The sequence below is a fragment of the Chitinimonas violaceus genome (genome assembly GCF_052601015.1).
The window spans coordinates 73283-94762 of sequence record NZ_JBQXDJ010000007.1 but is presented as its reverse complement, the minus strand read 5'-3'; the positions used below and the strand labels follow the sequence as shown (position 1 = coordinate 94762).

The 21480-nt window shown below is 53.0% G+C and carries 22 protein-coding genes; all 22 read left to right on the top strand.

The features are described 5' to 3' along the window. Positions 1 to 74 precede the first annotated feature (74 nt). The 22 genes from rplK to rplN all read left to right on the top strand — a co-directional run bounded on the left by rplK (position 75) and on the right by rplN (position 21480). Positions 75 to 506 (top strand): 50S ribosomal protein L11, encoded by a 432-nt coding sequence (rplK, locus tag ACUHMQ_RS04305; RefSeq protein ID WP_072428341.1) that lies wholly within the window; start codon positions 75 to 77, stop codon positions 504 to 506. Then, on the top strand, positions 507 to 1205 hold the full coding sequence (gene rplA / locus ACUHMQ_RS04300; protein WP_445294209.1) for a 50S ribosomal protein L1: 699 nt from the start codon (positions 507 to 509) through the stop codon (positions 1203 to 1205). It abuts the gene before it with no gap. Positions 1206 to 1505: 300 nt separating this feature from the next. Then, complete coding sequence (gene rplJ, locus ACUHMQ_RS04295; protein WP_445294208.1) at positions 1506 to 2045, top strand: 50S ribosomal protein L10; 540 nt, start codon at positions 1506 to 1508, stop codon at positions 2043 to 2045. A 62-nt stretch (positions 2046 to 2107) separates the two neighbouring features. Further along, the gene (rplL, locus tag ACUHMQ_RS04290; RefSeq protein WP_445294207.1) at positions 2108 to 2479 is read left to right on the top strand and encodes a 50S ribosomal protein L7/L12; all 372 of its coding nucleotides are present in this window, start codon (positions 2108 to 2110) and stop codon (positions 2477 to 2479) included. Positions 2480 to 2633: 154 nt separating this feature from the next. After that, positions 2634 to 6818, top strand: coding sequence for a DNA-directed RNA polymerase subunit beta (gene rpoB / locus ACUHMQ_RS04285; protein WP_445294206.1), 4185 nt, complete (start codon positions 2634 to 2636; stop codon positions 6816 to 6818). A gap of 130 nt (positions 6819 to 6948) precedes the next feature. After that, on the top strand, positions 6949 to 11148 hold the full coding sequence (gene rpoC, locus ACUHMQ_RS04280) for a DNA-directed RNA polymerase subunit beta' (protein ID WP_445294205.1): 4200 nt from the start codon (positions 6949 to 6951) through the stop codon (positions 11146 to 11148). A 203-nt stretch (positions 11149 to 11351) separates the two neighbouring features. Further along, the gene (gene rpsL, locus ACUHMQ_RS04275; protein WP_072428335.1) at positions 11352 to 11726 is read left to right on the top strand and encodes a 30S ribosomal protein S12; all 375 of its coding nucleotides are present in this window, start codon (positions 11352 to 11354) and stop codon (positions 11724 to 11726) included. Between the two features lie 152 nt (positions 11727 to 11878). Next, complete coding sequence (rpsG, locus tag ACUHMQ_RS04270) at positions 11879 to 12349, top strand: 30S ribosomal protein S7 (protein ID WP_445294204.1); 471 nt, start codon at positions 11879 to 11881, stop codon at positions 12347 to 12349. Positions 12350 to 12377: 28 nt separating this feature from the next. After that, a complete protein-coding gene (gene fusA, locus ACUHMQ_RS04265) occupies positions 12378 to 14474 on the top strand; it encodes an elongation factor G (RefSeq protein WP_445294203.1) in 2097 nt (698 codons plus the stop codon). A gap of 62 nt (positions 14475 to 14536) precedes the next feature. Continuing rightward, positions 14537 to 15727: an elongation factor Tu gene (tuf, locus tag ACUHMQ_RS04260; protein WP_445294202.1), complete on the top strand. Its 1191-nt coding sequence runs from the start codon at positions 14537 to 14539 to the stop codon at positions 15725 to 15727. A 93-nt stretch (positions 15728 to 15820) separates the two neighbouring features. Then, complete coding sequence (gene rpsJ, locus ACUHMQ_RS04255) at positions 15821 to 16132, top strand: 30S ribosomal protein S10 (protein ID WP_072428332.1); 312 nt, start codon at positions 15821 to 15823, stop codon at positions 16130 to 16132. A gap of 169 nt (positions 16133 to 16301) precedes the next feature. Then, complete coding sequence (gene rplC, locus ACUHMQ_RS04250) at positions 16302 to 16946, top strand: 50S ribosomal protein L3 (protein ID WP_445294201.1); 645 nt, start codon at positions 16302 to 16304, stop codon at positions 16944 to 16946. Beyond that, positions 16946 to 17569, top strand: a complete 624-nt coding sequence (rplD, locus tag ACUHMQ_RS04245; RefSeq protein WP_445294200.1) for a 50S ribosomal protein L4 — start codon at positions 16946 to 16948, stop codon at positions 17567 to 17569. Before rplC ends, rplD begins: the two co-directional genes overlap by 1 nt. A gap of 5 nt (positions 17570 to 17574) precedes the next feature. After that, positions 17575 to 17871: a 50S ribosomal protein L23 gene (gene rplW / locus ACUHMQ_RS04240; protein ID WP_445294231.1), complete on the top strand. Its 297-nt coding sequence runs from the start codon at positions 17575 to 17577 to the stop codon at positions 17869 to 17871. Between the two features lie 11 nt (positions 17872 to 17882). Beyond that, a complete protein-coding gene (gene rplB / locus ACUHMQ_RS04235) occupies positions 17883 to 18713 on the top strand; it encodes a 50S ribosomal protein L2 (protein ID WP_445294199.1) in 831 nt (276 codons plus the stop codon). A 6-nt stretch (positions 18714 to 18719) separates the two neighbouring features. Continuing rightward, positions 18720 to 18995, top strand: a complete 276-nt coding sequence (gene rpsS, locus ACUHMQ_RS04230) for a 30S ribosomal protein S19 (RefSeq protein WP_445294198.1) — start codon at positions 18720 to 18722, stop codon at positions 18993 to 18995. 6 nt (positions 18996 to 19001) lie between these two features. After that, entirely contained in the window at positions 19002 to 19331 is a 330-nt protein-coding gene (gene rplV / locus ACUHMQ_RS04225) for a 50S ribosomal protein L22 (protein ID WP_445294197.1), read from the top strand. A 7-nt stretch (positions 19332 to 19338) separates the two neighbouring features. After that, a complete protein-coding gene (gene rpsC, locus ACUHMQ_RS04220; protein WP_445294196.1) occupies positions 19339 to 20043 on the top strand; it encodes a 30S ribosomal protein S3 in 705 nt (234 codons plus the stop codon). Next, positions 20027 to 20443, top strand: coding sequence for a 50S ribosomal protein L16 (gene rplP, locus ACUHMQ_RS04215; RefSeq protein WP_445294195.1), 417 nt, complete (start codon positions 20027 to 20029; stop codon positions 20441 to 20443). Before rpsC ends, rplP begins: the two co-directional genes overlap by 17 nt. Position 20444: 1 nt before the next feature. Next, on the top strand, positions 20445 to 20633 hold the full coding sequence (rpmC, locus tag ACUHMQ_RS04210; protein WP_445294194.1) for a 50S ribosomal protein L29: 189 nt from the start codon (positions 20445 to 20447) through the stop codon (positions 20631 to 20633). Continuing rightward, the gene (rpsQ, locus tag ACUHMQ_RS04205; protein ID WP_445294193.1) at positions 20634 to 20897 is read left to right on the top strand and encodes a 30S ribosomal protein S17; all 264 of its coding nucleotides are present in this window, start codon (positions 20634 to 20636) and stop codon (positions 20895 to 20897) included. 214 nt (positions 20898 to 21111) lie between these two features. Further along, on the top strand, positions 21112 to 21480 hold the full coding sequence (gene rplN, locus ACUHMQ_RS04200) for a 50S ribosomal protein L14 (protein ID WP_099407148.1): 369 nt from the start codon (positions 21112 to 21114) through the stop codon (positions 21478 to 21480).

Below are 21480 nucleotides of genomic sequence, written 5' to 3'. Positions count from 1 at the left end.
TGCCGGCGTAAGTCGGTTTTAGTAACTGGGGAGCGAGTTTTACTCGCGTCAAATACCCATCTTAGGAGCACACCGTGGCTAAGAAAATTATTGGCTATATCAAGCTGCAGGTGCCGGCAGGCAAGGCGAACCCATCGCCTCCTATTGGTCCGGCATTGGGTCAGCGTGGCCTGAACATCATGGAATTCTGTAAGGCTTTCAACGCCCAGACGCAAGGCGTTGAACCTGGTTTGCCAATTCCTGTGGTGATTACCGCTTTTGCGGATAAGTCTTTCACATTTGTGATGAAGACACCGCCAGCAACCATTCTGATCAAGAAGGCTGTCGGTATTACTAAGGGCAGCAGCAAGCCGCATGCAGACAAGGTTGGCACCATTACTCGTGCTCAGCTTGAAGACATTGCTAAGACCAAGACTCCAGACTTGACTGCAGCTGATCTGGACGCTGCTGTACGCACCATCGCGGGTTCTGCTCGTTCAATGGGCTTGAATGTGGAGGGTGTGTAAATGGCTAAAGTTTCCAAGCGCGTCGCTGCTCTGAAAGCAAAGATCGACCGTAACAAGTTGTACGCTATCGATGAGGCGTTGACTTTGGTCAAGGGTGGCGCAACAGCCAAGTTCAGCGAGTCGGTTGATGTGGCTATCAATCTTGGTGTTGATGCTCGTAAGTCTGACCAAGTTGTGCGTGGTTCCGTTGTTCTGCCAAAGGGTACAGGTAAGACTGTTCGCGTTGCTGTATTTGCTCAAGGTGCGAATGCTGAAGCTGCAAAATCTGCTGGTGCAGATATCGTGGGCTTCGAAGATCTTGCTGAGCAGATCAAAGGCGGCATGATGGATTTTGACGTGGTGATTGCTACGCCGGATGCCATGCGTATTGTTGGTCAGCTGGGTACCATTCTCGGTCCGCGTGGTTTGATGCCTAACCCGAAGGTTGGCACGGTAACGCCGAATGCTGCTGAAGCTGTTAAGAATGCTAAGGCCGGTCAGGTTCAGTATCGTACCGATAAGAACGGTATCGTTCATACCACTATCGGCCGCGCTGCATTCGATGCTGCGGATCTGAAGGCTAACTTGGCGGCGCTGGTTGACGCTTTGCAAAAGGCTAAGCCAGCTTCTTCCAAGGGTGTTTACTTCAAGAAGATCGCTGTTTCCAGCACGATGGGTGCTGGTGTGCGTGTTGATACCAGTTCGGTATTGGGCGCTTAAGTATTAAGGGTGCGGCATTGCTGCACCAACACGGACTTTGGGCTGTAGTTTATCGAAAGGTGGCTGCAGATTATCAAAGACCGTAGGGGGTAACTGGCCGACATGTTCTGCTAGTCGCCTTAATCGGCTAGGTGATACGGAGTGGTTTACTGCTCACGTCACCCCGCCCTACGCAGATGGTGTACCCAAGAACAGGATTTGCTGTTGTATCTAATGGTACAGCGGTTCACTCCCTGATAATTGGTCGCCATTTCTTTTAGGCCCCGCTCCTTGTGAGTGGATTTTCTAGGAGGGTAGACCTTGAGTCTTAATCTCGACGATAAAAAGGCTGTAGTGGCTGAGATTGCTGCTGAAGTAGCAAAAGCTCAGACCATCGTGGTAGCTGAATATCGTGGTATTCAGGTCAGTGCTATGACCAAGCTTCGTGCTGAAGCACGTAAGCAAGGTGTGTATCTGCGTGTTCTGAAAAACACCCTGGCTCGCCGGGCTGTGCAGGATACTGCTTTTACTGGCTTGAGTGACCACATGGTAGGCCCATTGGTGTACGGTATTTCCGCTGACCCAGTGGCTGCTGCCAAGGTATTGGCTGATTTTGCCAAGCAAAATGACAAGATTGTTGTTAAGGCGGGCTCTTACGAAGGCAAGGTATTGAATGCTGCCGAAGTAACCCAACTTGCTTCGATCCCGAGCCGCGAAGTGCTGCTCGCTATGTTGCTGGGTGTTATGCAAGCCCCTGTTTCCTCGTTCGCTCGTGGCTTGGCCGCGCTGGCTGCCAAGAAGTCCGACGGCGCCCCGGCTCCAGAAGCAGCGGCAGTGGAAGCAGCACCAGAAGCTGCTTAAGTCTGCCTCGTGCAGACGGCCTTTTCAAATAGACAGACTGTATTAATCAGGAGTAATTAAACATGGCTCTGACCAAAGAAGACATTCTCGAAGCCGTAGGCAACCTTACCGTTATGGAACTGAACGACCTGGTTAAGGCGTTCGAAGAAAAGTTTGGTGTTTCCGCTGCTGCAATGGCTGTTGCTGGCCCTGCCGCTGCTGGCGCTGCTGCTGTTGAAGAGAAGACTGACTTCGACGTTATTCTGACCGGCGCTGGTGCTAACAAGGTTGGCGTAATTAAGGTTGTGCGTGAACTGACTGGCCTGGGCTTGAAGGAAGCCAAGGATCTGGTTGACGGCGCTCCTAAGACCCTTAAGGAAGGCGCACCTAAGGCTGATGCTGAAGCCATGGTGAAGAAGCTTGTTGAAGCTGGTGCTACCGCTGAGATGAAGTAATCACCTTCGGGTGATGCGAGATAGGCTGACGACCTTGTCGTCAGCCTTCTTGCGCTTGTAGTAAATCGTCGGCAAACCGCGCAGCCAAACCGGAAAGCCTGCTAATACGGGCCTTGCGGTTTGGTTTTAGCGCCCCACCTCGATCGGAGACTCTATGAGTTACTCGTTCACTGAGAAGAAACGCATTCGTAAGAGTTTTGCGAAGCGTGCGAACGTTCTCGACGTTCCCTATCTGCTCGCCACCCAAATCGACTCCTACACCGAGTTCTTGCAGCTTGGTGTATCGGTAGAAGATCGTCGTAGTATCGGCCTGCAGGCTGCTTTCTCATCGATTTTCCCGATCGTTAGCCATAATGGCTACGCTCGGCTCGACTTCGTCAGCTATCAGTTGGGTGAGCCACCCTTTGACGTGGTGGAGTGCCAGCAGCGCGGTATCACGTTCGCGGCACCCTTGCGTGCTCGAGTTCGCCTGACAATCTTTGACCGGGAGTCATCGAAGCCTGTAGTCAAGGAGGCGAAGGAGCAAGAGGTGTACATGGGCGAGATTCCGCTCATGACCGAGAATGGCTCGTTCGTTATCAACGGTACTGAGCGCGTCATCGTTTCTCAGTTGCATCGTTCGCCAGGTGTGTTCTTTGAACACGATAAGGGTAAGACACACAGCTCGGGCAAGCTATTGTTCTCTGCCCGTATTATTCCTTATCGTGGTTCCTGGCTTGATTTTGAGTTTGATCCGAAAGATCTGCTCTACTTCCGTATTGACCGTCGCCGCAAGATGCCTGTGACGATTTTGATGCGTGCATTGGGTTACAACAACGAGCAAATTCTCGCGGAGTCTTACGAGTTCGATGTTGCTCGATTGTCTCGCCAAGGCGTGTTCATGGAGTTGGTTGCGGAGCGCCTGCGTGGTGAAGTGGCCAAGTTCGACATTGTTGGGAGCGATGGCAAGTTGCTTGTCCAGAAGGACAAGCGCATTACTGCTAAGCACATTCGTGATTTGCAGGCGGCAGGCGTCAAAGAGTTGGAAGTCCCTGCTGATTTGCTTGTGGGTCGTGTACTCGGTGCCAATGTGGTTCACCCAGGTACTGGCGAGATCATTGCCAAGGCCAATGAGGAAATCACCGAAGAGCTCCTGATCAAACTGGATGCTTCGGGCGTGAAGGAAGTCAAGCTCCTCTATATCAATGATCTTGATCAGGGTGCTTACATCTCGAACACTATGCGCCTGGATGAAACGCCCGATCGCCAAGCCGCGCGGGTTGCCATCTATCGCATGATGCGTCCTGGCGAGCCGCCGACTGAAGATTCGGTCGAGGCATTGTTCCAAGGCTTGTTCTTCTCGGCAGATCGTTACGACCTGTCCTCCGTTGGTCGTATGAAGTTCAACCGTAGAGCCTATCCAGATCGTCTGGACGACAAGGCGCCCGGTTGGCACAAGCGGTTCTACGAGCGTGTGGGTAAACAAGACATCACTGGTCCGGCTGTGTTGAGCACCGACGACATCATGGCGGTGATTGGGATCCTGGTAGAACTGCGCAACGGCCGCGGCGAAGTCGATGATATCGACCACTTGGGTAATCGTCGTGTCCGTTCCGTGGGTGAGTTGGCGGAGAATCAGTTCCGTGCTGGCTTGGTGCGCGTTGAGCGTGCTGTGAAAGAACGTCTCTCACAAGCTGAGAGCGAAAATCTGATGCCGCACGATTTGATCAATGCCAAGCCTGTTTCGGCTGCGATCAAAGAATTCTTCGGCTCCTCGCAGTTGTCGCAGTTCATGGACCAAACCAATCCGTTGTCCGAAATCACCCATAAGCGTCGTGTCTCAGCGTTGGGGCCGGGTGGTTTGACCCGTGAGCGTGCTGGCTTTGAAGTGCGTGACGTACACCCAACGCACTATGGTCGTGTTTGTCCGATTGAGACGCCGGAAGGCCCGAACATCGGTCTGATCAACTCGTTGGCTATTTATGCCCGTACCAACGAATATGGTTTCCTGGAAACCCCATACCGTAAGGTGGTGGATAGCAAGGTAACCAACGAGATCGAATACCTGTCTGCGATCGAAGAGGGCAAGTACGTGGTCGCCCAGGCAAATGCCAAGTTGGATGACAACGGTACGTTGATTGATGAGCTGGTGACTTGCCGTGAGCACGGTGAAACCATCGTCGCTCGTCCAGAGCGTGTCCAATACATGGACGTTGCACCTAGCCAGATCGTGTCGGTTGCAGCCTCGCTGATTCCGTTCCTGGAGCACGATGACGCCAACCGTGCTTTGATGGGCGCCAACATGCAACGCCAGGCCGTGCCTTGTGTGCGTGCGCAAAAGCCGTTGGTTGGTACCGGTATCGAACGTACTTGTGCGGTTGACTCGGGTACTGCCGTTAAGGCACTGCGTGGTGGTCGTGTCGATTATGTCGATGCAAACCGTGTTGTGATCCGTGTTAACGACAACGAAACCAGCGCGGGTGAAGTCGGTGTAGATATCTACAACCTGACTAAGTACACCCGTTCTAACCAGAACACCAATATCAACCAGCGTCCTATCGTACGCGTTGGTGATGTGATTACCGCCCACGATGTGATTGCGGACGGTGCATCTACAGACCTGGGTGAGTTGGCATTGGGGCAGAACCTGCTGGTCGCCTTCATGCCGTGGAACGGTTTCAACTACGAAGACTCGATCCTGATATCGGAACGTGTGGTGGCGCAAGATCGCTATACATCGATCCATATCGAGGAGCTGAGTGTCGTTGCCCGTGATACCAAGCTTGGACCGGAAGAAATCACCCGCGACATTTCCAATCTGTCCGAGCGTATGCTTGGCCGTCTGGATGAAGCAGGTATCGTCTATATCGGTGCTGAAGTTGAAGCGGGTGATGTGCTGGTCGGTAAGGTGACACCTAAGGGTGAAACCCAGCTGACGCCTGAAGAAAAGCTGCTGCGCGCTATCTTCGGTGAGAAGGCATCCGATGTGAAGGACACTTCGCTACGTGTCCCGTCCGGCATGAGCGGTACGGTTATCGATGTCCAGGTATTCACGCGCGAAGGTATTGATAGAGATCGTCGTGCTCAATCGATCATCGATGATGAACTCAAACGCTATCGTCTTGATCTTAATGATCAGCTGCGGATTCTGGAGAACGATGCTTTCGAGCGTCTGGAGCGCTTGCTTGTTGGTAAGAAAGTCAATGGCGGACCGAAGCGTATTGCCAAGGGCACTGAGCTGAGCAAGGAATACTTGGCAGATCTGGCACGTCATGACTGGTTTGATATCCGGTTGGCTGACGAAGAAGTCGCCAAGCAGCTGGAGCTGATGAAGGACAATCTGTCGCAGAAGCGTGCTGAGTTCGATCTGCGTTTTGAAGACAAGAAGCGTAAGTTGACCCAGGGCGATGAACTGCCACCGGGTGTTCAGAAGATGGTCAAGGTCTATGTGGCCGTGAAGCGTCGTCTGCAGCCTGGCGACAAGATGGCTGGCCGTCACGGTAACAAGGGCGTGGTGTCCAAGATTCTGCCGATCGAAGACATGCCACACATGGCCGATGGTACGCCGATGGATATCGTGCTGAATCCGTTGGGTGTGCCATCACGGATGAACGTGGGTCAGATTCTTGAAGTCCACCTCGGTTGGGCTGCCAAGGGCTTGGGTCAACGTATCGACCGCATGCTTAAGGATGAAAGCATCAAGGAAGCCAAGCGTGCAGGTGAAGTGCGCAAGTTCCTGGAGCAGATCTACAACTCGAGAGGCAAGCCGGAAGATCTGGCCGCGATGAACGATCGCGAAATCCTGGAGTTGGCAGACAATCTGCGTGACGGTGTGCCTTTTGCAACGCCAGTGTTCGATGGTGCTAAAGAAGCTGACTTGATGGCTATGCTGGAGTTGGCCTATCCGACCAACGCAGATCAGACCAAGCGTCTAGGCTTTAACGACACCAAGACACAGCTTCAGTTGCATGATGGCCGTACTGGTGAGCCGTTCGAGCGTAGGGTTACCGTGGGTTACATGCACGTGCTGAAACTGCATCACTTGGTTGACGACAAGATGCATGCCCGTTCGACTGGTCCGTACTCCTTGGTTACTCAGCAGCCGCTGGGTGGTAAGGCGCAGTTCGGTGGTCAGCGCTTCGGTGAGATGGAAGTGTGGGCGTTGGAAGCTTATGGCGCGTCGTACACGCTGCAGGAAATGCTGACGGTGAAGTCTGACGATGTGAATGGTCGTACCAAGGTGTACGAGAACATCGTGAAGGGCGATCACAAGATCGATGCCGGCATGCCGGAATCCTTCAACGTGCTGGTGAAGGAAATCCGCTCGTTGGGTATTGATATCGATTTGGATCGTTACTAAATCGCGGTCGCAACAACATGGGCGCGTGGGACGAGGCAGTGAGGCCGCGTCCCGCCAGGCGCCCCAAAAGCTGAAGGCAAATCTTTGCCAAGGTTTGCAGGGCCTCACGGGTCATACGAGGTAAAAAGACATGAAAGCTTTGCTCGACTTGTTCAAGCAGGTAACGCAGGAAGAAGAGTTCGATGCGATTCGCATCGGCCTGGCGTCGCCTGACAAGATCCGTTCCTGGTCGTACGGTGAAGTCAAGAAGCCGGAAACCATTAACTACCGTACCTTCAAGCCGGAGCGTGACGGTCTGTTCTGTGCCCGCATTTTCGGGCCAGTCAAGGATTACGAGTGCCTGTGTGGCAAGTACAAGCGTCTCAAGCATCGTGGCGTTATCTGCGAGAAGTGCGGTGTTGAAGTCACGCTTAGCAAAGTCCGTCGTGAGCGCATGGGCCACATCGAGCTGGCATCTCCTGTTGCGCACATCTGGTTCCTGAAGTCCCTGCCTTCGCGTTTGGGCATGGTGTTGGATATCACGCTGCGTGATATTGAGCGTGTGCTGTATTTCGAAGGTTTCATCGTGATTGAGCCGGGCATGACCCCGCTTAATCGTGGTCAGTTGTTGTCGGAAGATGACTATCTGGCCAAGGTTGAAGAATACGGTGATGAGTTCGTTGCGCTGATGGGTGCTGAGGCAGTCCGTGAGTTGCTACGTACGCTGGATATCCATGCAGAAATGGACAATCTGCGCCACGAACTGCAATCGACCGGTTCTGAAGCCAAGATCAAGAAGATTGCCAAGCGTTTGAAAGTATTGGAAGCTTTCCACAAGTCGGGTATTAAACCCGAGTGGATGATCATGGACGTGCTGCCAGTGTTGCCGCCGGAATTGCGTCCCCTGGTGCCGTTGGATGGCGGTCGCTTCGCCACTTCTGATTTGAACGATCTCTATCGTCGCGTGATCAACCGGAATAACCGTCTCAAGCGCCTGCTGGAGCTGAAAGCTCCGGAAATCATCGTGCGCAATGAAAAGCGTATGCTGCAGGAAGCCGTCGACTCGCTGCTCGACAACGGCCGCCGTGGCAAGGCTATGACTGGCGCCAACAAGCGTCCGCTTAAGTCATTGGCTGACATGATCAAGGGTAAGGGCGGTCGTTTCCGTCAGAACTTGTTGGGTAAGCGTGTCGACTACTCGGGTCGTTCGGTTATTGTGGTGGGTCCGACTCTCAAACTTCATCAGTGCGGCCTGCCAAAGAAGATGGCGCTCGAGCTGTTCAAACCTTTTATCTTCCATAAGCTGGAAGTGCTCGGTCTGGCTACCACTATTAAGGCTGCCAAGAAGCTGGTTGAGCAAGAAGTGCCGGAAGTCTGGGACATCCTGGAAGACGTTATTCGTGAACATCCGGTCCTGTTGAACCGTGCGCCGACGCTGCACCGTCTCGGTATCCAGGCTTTTGAGCCGGTACTGATCGAAGGTAAGGCTATCCAGTTACACCCGCTCGTTTGTACTGCCTTTAACGCCGACTTTGACGGTGACCAGATGGCTGTTCACGTTCCACTGTCGCTGGAAGCGCAGATGGAAGCCCGCACCTTGATGTTGGCTTCCAACAACGTGCTTTCCCCAGCGCACGGCGAACCTATCATCGTGCCGTCGCAGGATATCGTTTTGGGTCTGTACTACATGACCCGTGAGCGTATTAATGGTAAGGGTGAGGGCTTGCGTTTTGCCGACCTGGAAGAGCTGATCCGTGCTTATGAGACGCGCGAAGCTGAACTCAACGCCCGTGTGAGCGTGCGCCTTAAGGACTGGTACCAGGACGACGCTGGCGAGTGGCAATATAAGATGGTGCGTCGTGAGACAACGGTAGGCCGCGCCATTCTGTCCGAAATTCTGCCTAAGGGATTGCCCTTCGAGAACGTCAACAAGGCGCTCAAGAAGAAGGAAATCTCCAAGCTGATCAATGCGTCCTTCCGCCGTGTTGGCCTGCGTGAAACGGTTATCCTGGCTGATAAGCTGATGTACACCGGTTTCACCTACTCGACCCGTGCTGGCCTGTCGATCTGTGTGGATGACATGCTTGTGCCGGCTGAGAAGGTTACCCTACTGGCTGAAGCTGAGCGCGAAGTGAAGGAAATTGAAGCGCAGTACACCTCAGGCCTTGTAACGCAAGGTGAGCGTTACAACAAGGTTGTGGATATCTGGGGCCGTTGTGGTGACCAGGTTGCCAAGCAGATGATGGCGCATCTTGGTAAAGAGAAGACCATTGACCGTGAAGGTAAAGAGGTCGATCAAGAGTCGTTCAACTCCATCTACATGATGGCCGACTCTGGTGCTCGGGGTTCTGTAGCGCAGATTCGCCAGCTGGCTGGTATGCGGGGCTTGATGGCCAAGCCGGACGGCTCGATTATCGAGACGCCGATTACCACCAACTTCCGTGAAGGGTTGACGGTTCTTCAATACTTTATTTCGACTCACGGTGCACGTAAGGGCTTGGCCGATACGGCGTTGAAGACAGCTAACTCCGGTTATCTGACACGTCGTCTGGTGGACGTGACGCAGGATCTGGTTGTTACCGAGCATGATTGTGGCACCAAAAATGGTGTGAACATGAAGGCCGTGTTGCAAGGCGGCGATGTCATCGAAGCACTGCGTGATCGTATCCTCGGCCGTGTTGCCGCTATCGATGTGGTTGATCCTGCAACTCAGGAAACTGCTTTCGAAGCCGGTACGCTGTTGACTGAAGATATCGTTGACCAGATCGAAGCGTTGAGCATTGATGAAGTCAAGGTTCGTACGCCGTTGACTTGCGAAACGCGATATGGTCTGTGTGGCCAGTGCTACGGCCGTGATTTGGGCCGAGGTCAGCGTGTCAACGTGGGTGAAGCGGTTGGTGTGATCGCTGCTCAGTCGATTGGTGAGCCGGGTACTCAGCTGACAATGCGTACCTTCCACATCGGTGGTGCGGCTTCGCGAGCAGCTTCGGCAAGCCAAGTTGAGACCAAGTCGAACGGTAAAATCGGTTTCGCGGGCACCATGCGTTACGTCACCAACACCAAGGGCGAGCAGATCGTTATTACTCGTTCCGGTGAAGTTGTCGTATTTGACGATAATGGCCGTGAGCGTGAACGTCACAAGGTGCCGTACGGTGCTACCTTGCGCGTCAATGACGGCGAGTCCATCAAAGCCGGTGCTGTGTTGGCGACGTGGGATCCACATACCCGCCCGATAATTACCGAATATGCTGGTCAGGTGCGGTTTGAGAACGTAGAAGATGGCGTGACGGTTGCCAAACAGATCGACGAAGTGACGGGTCTGTCGACATTGGTTGCCATCGATCCGAAGCGTAAGGCTGGTGCGACCAAGAGCGTACGTCCGCAGATCAAGCTGCTGGATGAGAACGGCGTGGAAGTGAAATTGGCTGGTTCTGATGCGGCTGTGAATATCACTTTCCAGGTGGGCGCCATCATTACGGTTAAGGATGGTCAACAGGTCGGTGTCGGTGAAGTGTTGGCACGTATTCCGCAAGAATCCGTCAAAACACGCGACATTACTGGTGGTCTGCCGCGAGTGGCCGAGCTGTTTGAAGCCCGTTCGCCCAAGGATGCGGGCATGCTGGCTGAAGTGACCGGCACCTCATCATTCGGTAAGGACACCAAGGGTAAGCAACGTTTGATCATTACTGATCTCGATGGTACGCCGCATGAATACCTGATTCCGAAGGACAAGCACGTGCTTGTTCACGACGGCCAAGTTGTGAACCGTGGTGAAACTATTGTGGATGGTCCGGCGGATCCTCACGACATCCTGCGCTTGCAGGGTATCGAGACGTTGGCTCGCTATATCACTGAGGAAGTACAGGAAGTGTATCGCTTGCAGGGCGTTAAGATTAATGACAAGCACATTGAGGTAATCGTGCGTCAGATGTTGCGTCGTGTGGTGATTTCCGATTCTGGTGATTCAGACTTCATCATGGGCGAACAGGTTGAGCGCGCTGAAGTGCTGGAAGCGAATGACAAGCTGGTTGCAGAGAACAAGCAACCTGCTCAGTTCGATAACATCCTGCTAGGTATTACGAAAGCATCGCTGTCGACCGATTCCTTTATTTCGGCTGCGTCGTTCCAGGAAACAACCCGCGTGTTGACTGAAGCCGCAATCATGGGCAAACGCGACGATTTGCGTGGATTGAAGGAAAACGTCATTGTCGGTCGCTTGATTCCTGCCGGTACTGGATTGGCCTATCACACCAACCGTCGTCGGCAACGGTCGGGTGACAATCAGATGACCAGCACTTCGGTCGAAGCGAGTTTGGTTGAAGCAGCAGAAAAAGCGCAGGAAGAAGCCTGACCGCAGAAATTTCTCGGTGACTTTGTTAGCTGCTGAGTAAATCGACAACCCTTCCCTCGAATGACCGCAGTAATGCGGTAGGAGAGGGGAGGGTTTGTTGACATTAAGCGCTTGATTTACCTATAATCCGCGCTCTTTTAGTGGGGGTGCGTCTCCATGTTTGCACATGGGGTGCGCCATTTTTTGTTTTTGGGAAAAAGATAATGCCAACGATTAACCAGCTCGTCCGTAAGGGACGTGTGGCGGAAACGGCTAAGAGCAAGGTGCCAGCGCTCGAAGCCTGTCCGCAAAAACGCGGTGTTTGTACTCGTGTTTACACCACTACTCCGAAGAAGCCTAACTCGGCTCTGCGTAAAGTGGCAAAGGTGCGTTTAACCAACGGTTTCGAAGTTATTTCGTATATCGGTGGTGAGGGTCACAATCTGCAAGAGCACTCGGTCGTGTTGATTCGCGGTGGTCGTGTAAAGGACTTGCCAGGTGTGCGTTACCATACCGTGCGCGGCTCTCTTGATACCGCTGGTGTTAAGGATCGTAAGCAGGCTCGCTCCAAGTATGGTGCCAAGCGTCCGAAGGCTTAATTGCCTGGGTTGAGTCGCGAGCCCGGTCTTGTTTGATCAAGATATTCGCGACGACGGCGAGTTGTCCACTGGGGCTCCGTCGAGTAAGTGACCATTTCGTTGAATGGTCGCGAGCGTGAAAGCGCTCAACTGAAAACTACTGAGGTTGAATAATGCCGCGTCGTAGAGAAGTACCAAAACGTGAAGTATTGCCGGATCCAAAGTTCGGTAGCGAAGAATTGTCCAAGTTCATGAACGTTGTTATGCAGGACGGCAAGAAGTCGGTTGCAGAGCGTATCGTTTATGGCGCTTTGGAAATCATTGAAAAGAAGACTGGCAAATCCCCCCTCGAGGTGTTCTCCCAAGCCCTCGGCAATGTGAAACCAGTCGTCGAAGTAAAGAGCCGTCGTGTCGGTGGTGCCAACTACCAAGTGCCGGTTGAAGTGCGTCAGACTCGTCGTATGGCTTTGGCTATGCGCTGGTTGCGTGAAGCTGCACGCAAGCGCGGTGAAAAATCCATGGGCCAGCGTTTGGCTGGCGAATTGCTGGATGCGGCAGAAGGCCGTGGCGGCGCGATGAAGAAGCGTGACGAAGTGCATCGTATGGCTGAAGCCAACAAGGCCTTCGCCCATTATCGCTTCTAACTCATCCTTTTAAGCAAAGGTATTGGCTGTGGCTCGCATTACACCCATTGAACGCTACCGGAACATCGGTATTAGCGCGCACATCGACGCGGGTAAAACCACGACGACTGAGCGTATTCTTTTCTACACCGGTGTGAACCATAAGATCGGTGAAGTGCACGATGGTGCCGCCACCATGGACTGGATGGAGCAAGAGCAGGAGCGTGGTATCACGATTACTTCTGCTGCTACCACGACGTTCTGGAAGGGTATGGCTAACCAGTTCGAGCAGCATCGGATCAACATCATCGATACCCCGGGTCACGTTGATTTCACCATTGAGGTGGAGCGCTCAATGCGTGTTCTGGATGGTGCTTGCATGGTTTACTGCGCTGTGGGCGGTGTTCAGCCTCAGTCGGAAACTGTTTGGCGTCAGGCAAACAAGTACAAGGTTCCGCGTCTTGCTTTTGTGAATAAGATGGACCGTCAAGGTGCCAACTTCTTCCGTGTCGTTGAGCAAATGCGCTTGCGCTTGCGTGCGAACCCTGTGCCCATCGCAATTCCTATCGGTGCAGAAGATGGCTTCACTGGTGTGGTCGATCTGTTGAAGAACAAGGCCATCCTGTGGGATGAAGCTTCGCAGGGCATGAAGTTTGACTACGTGGACATCCCGGCTGATCTCGTCTCTGTTGCTGCCGAATGGCGTGAAAAGATGATCGAGGCTGCGGCTGAGTCTTCGGAAGAGATGATGAACAAGTACCTGGAAACAGGTGAGTTGACCGAAGACGAGATAGTCGCCGGTTTGCGCGCCCGTACCCTGGCTTGTGAAATTCAGCCAATGTTGTGCGGTACTGCCTTTAAGAACAAGGGCGTGCAGTTGATGCTGGATGCGGTAATCCAGTTGCTACCGTCGCCAGTGGATGTGCCACCGGTTGAGGGTGTGGATGATCGTGATCAGCCGGACACTCGTCAGGCTTCGGATGAGGCACCGTTTTCGGCGCTGGCATTCAAGCTGATGAGTGACCCTTACGTGGGGCAGCTGACTTTCTTCCGTGTGTACTCTGGCGTAGTTAAGTCCGGCGATTCAGTTTACAACTCGGTCAAGAGCCGTAAAGAGCGTATGGGCCGTATCGTCCAGATGCACGCAAATGATCGCCAGGAAATCGAAGAAGTTCGTGCTGGTGATATTGCTGCCGGTATCGGCCTGAAGGATGTGACAACCGGTGAGACTTTGTGTTCGCCTGATCACATCATCACCTTGGAACGTATGGTGTTCCCAGAGCCTGTGATCCACGTTGCTGTTGAGCCAAAGACCAAGGCTGACCAGGAAAAGATGGGTGTCGCCTTGAACCGTCTGGCTAAGGAAGATCCGTCGTTCCGTGTCCGTACTGACGAGGAAACTGGCCAGACAATCATGTCCGGTATGGGTGAGTTACACCTGGAAATCTTGGTGGATCGCATGAAGCGCGAATTCGGCGTGGAAGCGAACGTGGGTGCGCCGCAGGTGGCTTACCGCGAAACGATCACTAAGATTGCGGTTGATATCGAAGGTAAGCATGCTAAGCAGTCTGGCGGTAAGGGTCAGTACGGCCATTGCGTGATCACTGTAGAGCCTTCTGGCGAAGGTAAGGGCTACGAATTTATTGACGAGATCAAGGGGGGTACGATTCCTCGCGAATTCATCCCCTCGGTAGACAAGGGTATTCAAAATACGCTGAAGTCTGGTGTGTTGGCGGGTTTCCCTGTTGTTGATGTCAAGGTTCGCCTCACTTTCGGTTCTTACCACGATGTTGACTCGTCGCAGATTGCCTTTGAGTTGGCCGGTTCGCTGGCATTCAAAGAAGCTATGCGCCGTGCGGGGCCTGTAATTCTTGAGCCTATGATGGCTGTGGAAATCGAGACGCCAGAAGAGTACATGGGCGACATCATGGGTGACATTTCGTCCCGTCGCGGCATGCTGCAAGGCATGGACGATAACCCTGCGGGCGGAAAGATGATCAAGGCTGAGGTGCCGCTGTCCGAGATGTTTGGATATTCGACAACGTTGCGCTCTATGTCGCAAGGTCGGGCTACCTACTCGATGGAATTCAAGCACTACTCGGAAGCTCCTCGCAACGTTGCGGAAGCAATCATCAATAAGAAGTAAAGCGGTATTGCCAGGTCTTGTGCCTGGCAGTCTGCAACCTAATTCAGACTAAGGATTGAGAAATGGCAAAAGAGAAATTCGAGCGGACCAAGCCGCACGTAAACGTTGGCACGATCGGTCACGTTGACCACGGCAAAACTACGCTGACAGCGGCAATTACCACGATTCTGTCGAAGAAGTTTGGTGGTGAGGCTAAGGGTTACGATCAGATCGACAGCGCGCCAGAAGAAAAGGCTCGCGGTATTACGATTAATACCGCACACGTCGAGTATGAGACCGCTAACCGTCACTATGCTCACGTTGACTGCCCAGGTCACGCCGACTACGTGAAGAACATGATCACCGGTGCTGCCCAGATGGATGGTGCGATCCTGGTTGTGTCCTCGGCTGATGGTCCTATGCCTCAGACTCGTGAGCACATCCTGTTGGCTCGTCAGGTTGGCGTGCCTTACATCATCGTGTTCATGAACAAAGCTGACATGGTTGATGATGCCGAGTTGCTTGAGCTGGTCGAAATGGAAGTTCGTGAATTGCTGAGCAAGTACGAATTCCCTGGTGATGACCTGCCCATCATCAAGGGTTCTGCGCTGAAAGCATTGGAAGGCGACCAGTCGGAAATCGGCGAGCCTGCGATTTTCCGTTTGGCTGAAGCGCTCGATAGTTACATCCCAACGCCTGAGCGTGCTATTGACGGTGCGTTCCTGATGCCGGTGGAGGATGTGTTCTCGATCTCTGGTCGCGGTACCGTTGTGACCGGTCGTGTTGAGCGCGGCATCATCAAGGTTGGTGAAGAAATCGAAATCGTTGGCATCACCCCAACGGCTAAAACCACCTGTACTGGTGTTGAAATGTTTCGCAAGTTGTTGGACCAAGGTCAAGCTGGCGACAACATCGGTGCGTTGCTGCGTGGTACCAAGCGTGAAGAAGTTCAGCGTGGTCAAGTATTGGCCAAGCCTGGTTCGATCAAGCCGCACACCAAGTTTGCTGGTTCGGTTTATGTGTTGTCCAAAGACGAAGGTGGTCGTCACACGCCATTCTTCAACGGCTATCGCCCACAGTTCTACTTCCGTACTACGGACGTGACAGGTGCGGTTGAGCTGCCGGCTGGTACCGAAATGGTGATGCCAGGTGACAACGTTGAAGTGACGGTTGCACTGATTGCGCCGATCGCGATGGAGCAGGGTCTGCGTTTCGCTATCCGTGAGGGTGGTCGTACTGTAGGCGCTGGTGTTGTTGCTAAGATCATCGAGTAATTAGTTTGCTTCGGGCAAATCCTAAGGATTTGCCCGTTTGTTCTTTACGTATTTCACGGCTCCCATTGGGAGCTCTGTTCTTTGGAAAAAACCATGGCCAACCAAAAGATTCGTATTCGTCTCAAAGCTTATGACTACGCGCTGATCGATCGCTCCGCGCAGGAGATTGTTGATACAGCTAAGCGCACTGGTGCCGTAGTTAAGGGGCCGGTTCCTTTGCCTACCAAGATTGAGCGTTTCGATGTTCTTCGTTCCCCGCATGTGAACAAGACATCTCGTGATCAGCTTGAGATTCGTACTCATCTGCGCTTAATGGATATTGTTGATCCCACTGATAAGACAGTCGATGCGTTGATGAAGTTGGATTTGCCGGCTGGTGTTGATGTGGAAATTAAGCTGCAATAAATTCTTGCTTTAAACCAAGAACTTGCAGTAGTATCGCGGGCTCGCCGTAAATGGCGGGCCCGCAATGCTTTGTGCTTTGAAGGGTGTTCTTCTCAGCTCAGCAGTAGTAATTAAGCGGTTTGTCAGGATCGCCAGCCAATCGTAGCTGGCCCTTTGAAAGGAAAGAACGATGAGCTTAGGACTTATCGGGCGCAAGGTCGGCATGACGCGCGTGTTCACTGATGACGGTGCTTCCGTCCCGGTGACCGTGTTGGATCTGTCTGCCAATCGCGTCGCTCAAGTAAAAACGCAGGAAGTTGATGGCTACTCTGCTGTGCAGTTGGCCTTTGGCGAGCGTCGTGCCAGTCGTGTCAACAAGGCAGAGGCTGGTCACTTTGCGAAAGCAGGTATTGAGGCTGGTCGTGGTTTGCACGAGTTCACGCTGACGGTTGATCAGTTGGCTCAGTATCAGCCTGGAAGTCAAATCACCGTGGAAATTTTCGCTGTTGGGCAATTGGTCGATGTGACCGGTACCTCGCAGGGTAAAGGTTTTTCGGGCCCTATCAAGCGTCACAACTTCAGCTCGCAGCGTGCGTCGCATGGTAATTCTGTGTCGCACAACGCCCCTGGTTCCATTGGTATGGCACAGGATCCTGGTCGTGTTTTTCCGGGTAAGCGCATGGCGGGTCAGTACGGTAACGTGAAGCGTACTGTGCAGAACCTGGAAGTGGTGCGTGTTGATGCTGAACGCGGCTTGTTGCTCGTAAAAGGGGCGGTACCTGGCTCCAAGGGTAACGACGTAGTTGTGCGTCCTAGCGTGAAGGTAGGTGCGTGATGGAACTTAAAGTCATTAATGCAAGCGGTCAGGCCGCTGCTAGTGTGACCGCTTCCGACGCGCTGTTCGGTCGCGATTACAACGAAGATCTGGTGCATCAGGTTGTCACTGCCTACTTGGCGAATGCCCGTAGCGGTAATCGTGCTCAGAAGGGCCGTAGTGATGTCGCGAAGTCGACTCGCAAGCCATGGCGTCAGAAGGGTACGGGTCGCGCTCGTGCCGGTATGGCATCCAGCCCATTGTGGCGTGGTGGTGGCCGTATCTTCCCAAATAGCCCAGAAGAGAACTTCAGCCAGAAGGTAAATCGTAAGATGTACCGCGCAGGTATTGCGACTATCTTGTCGCAGTTGGTGCGTGAAGAGCGTTTGGTGGTGGTTGAGAATTTTGTCGCAGAGAGTCCAAAGACCAAGGCATTTGCTTCGAAATTGGTTGCTATGGGCTTGAATGAGCGCACCCTGATTGTTACCGACAATCTGGATGAGAATCTCTATCTGGCTTCGCGCAATCTGCCAAATGTGCTTGTACTCGAGCCATCGCAGGCTGACCCGGTTAGCTTGGTTCGCTTCAAGAAAGTGCTGGTTACTCGCGAAGCGCTCAAGCAAATCGAGGAGATTCTGGCATGACTAAGCTGAATGAAGATCGTCTGCTCCAGGTGCTGTTGGCACCGGTGATCTCTGAGAAGAGCACCATGGTGGCTGATAAGAATGAACAGGTCGTGTTCCGCGTGGCAAGTGATGCAACCAAGCCTGAAATCAAGGCTGCGGTGGAGTTGCTTTTCAAGGTGCAAGTTGAGTCTGTTCAGATCACCAATATTAAGCCTAAGCAAAAGCGCTTCGGCCGTTCGGTCGGGTACCGTAAGGCTTGGAAAAAGGCTTACGTTGCGCTGAAGCCAGGTCAAGAAATTGATCTGCAAGTGGCCGCATAAGGAGAACGACGATGCTGGTAAAAGTTAAACCTACTTCGCCCGGTCGCCGTGCGGTTGTTAAAGTTGTCAGCCCGGAGTTGCACAAAGGCAAGCCTTATGCTCCGCTGGTTGAGGCGCAGAATAAAAATGCAGGGCGGAATAACCGTGGTGTAGTGACTGTTCGTCACCAGGGTGGTGGCCACAAGCAGCACTATCGCTTAGTTGACTTCCGTCGTAACAAAGATGGCATTGTTGCTACTGTTGAGCGTCTAGAGTACGACCCGAATCGTACGGCTCACATTGCTCTGCTTTGTTATGCTGATGGTGAACGTCGTTACATCATTGCTCCGCGCGGTCTCAAAGTCGGTGCGCAAGTGGTGAGTGGTCCGGATGCCCCTATCAAGGCAGGGAATACGCTTCCGTTGCGTAACATTCCTGTTGGTAGCACGATCCACTGTATCGAAATGCAACCTGGTAAGGGTGCGCAGATTGCTCGTTCTGCTGGCGCATCTGTCCAGTTGCTGGCTCGTGAAGGTGCTTACGCGCAGTTACGTCTGCGTTCAGGTGAGATTCGTCGTGTGCATGTTGACTGCCGCGCCACTATTGGTGAGGTAGGTAATGAAGAGCACAACCTGCGCAAGATCGGTAAAGCTGGTGCTGTTCGTTGGCGCGGTATCCGTCCGACCGTCCGTGGTACAGCGATGAACCCGATCGACCATCCGCATGGTGGTGGTGAAGGGCGTACTGGTGAAGGTCGTGTGCCTGTTAGTCCGTGGGGCACTCCTGCTAAGGGTTATCGTACCCGTAGCAACAAGCGCACCGACAATATGATCGTGCGCCGCCGGTATTCGAATAAGGGGTAATGAGACATGTCGCGTTCCGTTAAAAAAGGCCCGTTCGTCGATACGCATCTGCTGAAGAAAATTGAGGCAGTGCGTGCGACTAACGACAAGCGTCCGGTCAAGACTTGGTCCCGTCGTTCCACCGTGCTGCCCGACTTTGTCGGTCTTACTATCGCGGTGCACAACGGAAAACAACACGTTCCCGTTTATATCAACGAGAACATGGTTGGCCACAAGCTGGGCGAATTTTCGCTGACCCGTACTTTCAAGGGTCATGCTGCCGATAAGAAAGCTAAGAGGTAAGACGTTATGCACACCTCCGCTATTTTGAGTGGCGCTCGTATCTCGGCTCAGAAAGCTCGCCTAGTTGCAGACTTGGTGCGTGGTAAGCCGGTTGAGCAAGCGCTGAATATCCTGACATTTAGCCCGAAGAAGGGTGCTGTCATCATCAAGAAGTTGTTGTTGTCGGCCATTGCAAATGCCGAGCACAACGATGGTGCTGATATTGATGCGCTCAAGGTGAAGACTATTTATGTGGACAAAGGTGCTAGCTTGAAGCGCTTTACTGCACGGGCTAAAGGCCGCGGTAATCGCATCGAGAAGCAGACTTGTCACATCACCCTAGCTGTGGGCGAGTGAGGACGATATGGGACAGAAAATTCATCCGACGGGTTTCCGTCTTGCCGTCAACAAGAATTGGGCTTCGAAGTGGTATGCGAATAGCAAAAACTTCCCGGCCATGCTTGCTGAGGACATCAAGGTACGTGAGTTCCTGAAGAAAAAGTTGTCGCATGCCTCGGTTGGCCGCATTGTTATTGAGCGTCCGGCTAAGAATGCCCGTATCACCATCCATAGCGCTCGTCCGGGCGTTGTGATTGGTAAGAAGGGCGAAGATATTGAAATTCTGAAGCGCGACTTGGTCAAACTGATGGGTGTGCCTGTGCACATCAATATCGAAGAAATCCGTAAGCCGGAAATCGACTCGCAAGTGATTGCCGATTCGATTGCTGCCCAATTGGAAAAGCGCGTCATGTTCCGTCGCGCTATGAAGCGTGCCATGCAAAACGCCATGCGTTTGGGCGCTCAGGGTATCAAGATCATGTCGTCGGGCCGTTTGAATGGGATTGAGATTGCCCGTACTGAATGGTACCGCGAAGGCCGAGTTCCTCTGCATACGCTTCGTGCTGATATTGATTACGCAACTTCCGAAGCGAAGACGACGTATGGAATCATCGGTATCAAAGTGTGGGTATACAAGGGTGAAGTGAAGGCTGGTGAGCAGGTAGCGCCTCAGCCAGAGCAAGCCGAACGTAAGCCGCGAAAGGGGCCTCGAAATGCTGCAGCCAACTAGACTTAAATACCGCAAGCAGCAGAAAGGCCGCAATACCGGTATCGCTACGCGTGGTAATAAAGTTAGCTTCGGTGAGTGGGGGCTTAAGGCCGTCGGCCGAGGTCGCTTGACTGCGCGTCAGATTGAAGCTGCGCGTCGTGCAATGACTCGTCATATCAAGCGGGGCGGTCGTGTGTGGATTCGTGTGTTTCCGGATAAGCCTATTTCTTCCAAGCCTGCTGAAGTTCGGATGGGTAATGGTAAGGGTAGTCCAGAGTACTACGTCGCAGAGATCCAGCCTGGTAAGGTTTTGTACGAGATGGACGGTGTGGACGAGACTCTCGCTCGCGAAGCTTTCCGTCTGGCTGCTGCCAAGCTGCCAATCGCGACGACTTTCGTAACCCGTCATGTGGGGCAGTGAGATGAAAACGACTGAATTACGCAATAAGTCGGTCGGTGAGCTGAAAGTAGAGCTCACTTCGCTCCTTAAGGCCCAGTTCGGCCTACGCATGCAGCTGGCAACTCAGCAGCTTGCCAAGACCAGTGAACTGAAGCGTGTTCGCCGCGATATTGCGCGCGTTCGCACCATCCTGGCTGAGAAGGTGGCGTAAATGACCGAAACTAAATTAAAGCGTTCGCTGACCGGTCGTGTGGTTAGCAACAAGATGGATAAAACAGTAACCGTGCTGGTGGAGCGTAAGGTTAAGCACCCCCTCTACGGCAAGATTATTCGTTTGTCCAAGAAGTATCATGCTCATGACGAAGCTAACGTATATGGCGAAGGCGATGTTGTGACCATCGAGGAGACACGTCCGTTGTCCAAGACCAAGTCTTGGATCGTGACTGGCCTCGTTGAAAAGGCTCGCATTGTTTAAGTATGTGAACTTCTAGTTTTTCGTACGATATGCTTGTCAGGGCATTCTACAATGCGTAGAATGCCCTTCTTTCATCTGCCGCTTGTTGAAAATTGCAAGCAGTAGATGGTGTCTTTCCCCTTCGGGGTCCAAAACTAGCCGTTGTGCCGTGGCTTGCGTGCGGCACTGCCAGGTACGCTGGCAGGAGTGACGGGTTAAGTTGGAGGTTTGTTAAATGATTCAAATGCAATCCATGCTGGATGTTGCTGATAACACAGGTGCGCGGTCGGTTATGTGCATTAAGGTGTTGGGTGGCTCCAAGCGTCGTTATGCTTCCGTTGGCGACATTATCAAAGTCACCATCAAAGATGCCGCGCCGCGTGGTCGTGTGAAGAAGGGCGATGTATATAACGCTGTCGTTGTTCGCACCGCAAAAGGCGTCCGTCGTGCTGATGGTCAGCTCATCAAGTTTGATGGCAATGCCGCTGTGCTCCTCAACAACAAGCTCGAGCCAATTGGTACCCGTATTTTCGGGCCGGTCACTCGTGAGTTGCGTACTGAGCGTTTCATGAAGATCGTCTCGTTGGCGCCAGAAGTGCTGTAA

Excerpts from the sequence above, each read along its gene's own strand:
- rplA (WP_445294209.1), top strand. The coding sequence starts at position 507 with ATGGCTAAAGTTTCCAAGCGCGTCGCTGCTCTGAAAGCAAAGATCGAC.
- rplL (WP_445294207.1), top strand. The coding sequence starts at position 2,108 with ATGGCTCTGACCAAAGAAGACATTCTCGAAGCCGTAGGCAACCTTACC.
- rpoB (WP_445294206.1), top strand. The coding sequence starts at position 2,634 with ATGAGTTACTCGTTCACTGAGAAGAAACGCATTCGTAAGAGTTTTGCG.
- rpoC (WP_445294205.1), top strand. The coding sequence starts at position 6,949 with ATGAAAGCTTTGCTCGACTTGTTCAAGCAGGTAACGCAGGAAGAAGAG.
- rpsL (WP_072428335.1), top strand. The coding sequence starts at position 11,352 with ATGCCAACGATTAACCAGCTCGTCCGTAAGGGACGTGTGGCGGAAACG.
- rpsG (WP_445294204.1), top strand. The coding sequence starts at position 11,879 with ATGCCGCGTCGTAGAGAAGTACCAAAACGTGAAGTATTGCCGGATCCA.
- tuf (WP_445294202.1), top strand. The coding sequence starts at position 14,537 with ATGGCAAAAGAGAAATTCGAGCGGACCAAGCCGCACGTAAACGTTGGC.
- rpsJ (WP_072428332.1), top strand. The coding sequence starts at position 15,821 with ATGGCCAACCAAAAGATTCGTATTCGTCTCAAAGCTTATGACTACGCG.
- rplC (WP_445294201.1), top strand. The coding sequence starts at position 16,302 with ATGAGCTTAGGACTTATCGGGCGCAAGGTCGGCATGACGCGCGTGTTC.
- rplD (WP_445294200.1), top strand. The coding sequence starts at position 16,946 with ATGGAACTTAAAGTCATTAATGCAAGCGGTCAGGCCGCTGCTAGTGTG.
- rplB (WP_445294199.1), top strand. The coding sequence starts at position 17,883 with ATGCTGGTAAAAGTTAAACCTACTTCGCCCGGTCGCCGTGCGGTTGTT.
- rpsS (WP_445294198.1), top strand. The coding sequence starts at position 18,720 with ATGTCGCGTTCCGTTAAAAAAGGCCCGTTCGTCGATACGCATCTGCTG.
- rplV (WP_445294197.1), top strand. The coding sequence starts at position 19,002 with ATGCACACCTCCGCTATTTTGAGTGGCGCTCGTATCTCGGCTCAGAAA.
- rpsC (WP_445294196.1), top strand. The coding sequence starts at position 19,339 with ATGGGACAGAAAATTCATCCGACGGGTTTCCGTCTTGCCGTCAACAAG.
- rplP (WP_445294195.1), top strand. The coding sequence starts at position 20,027 with ATGCTGCAGCCAACTAGACTTAAATACCGCAAGCAGCAGAAAGGCCGC.
- rpmC (WP_445294194.1), top strand. The coding sequence starts at position 20,445 with ATGAAAACGACTGAATTACGCAATAAGTCGGTCGGTGAGCTGAAAGTA.
- rpsQ (WP_445294193.1), top strand. The coding sequence starts at position 20,634 with ATGACCGAAACTAAATTAAAGCGTTCGCTGACCGGTCGTGTGGTTAGC.
- rplN (WP_099407148.1), top strand. The coding sequence starts at position 21,112 with ATGATTCAAATGCAATCCATGCTGGATGTTGCTGATAACACAGGTGCG.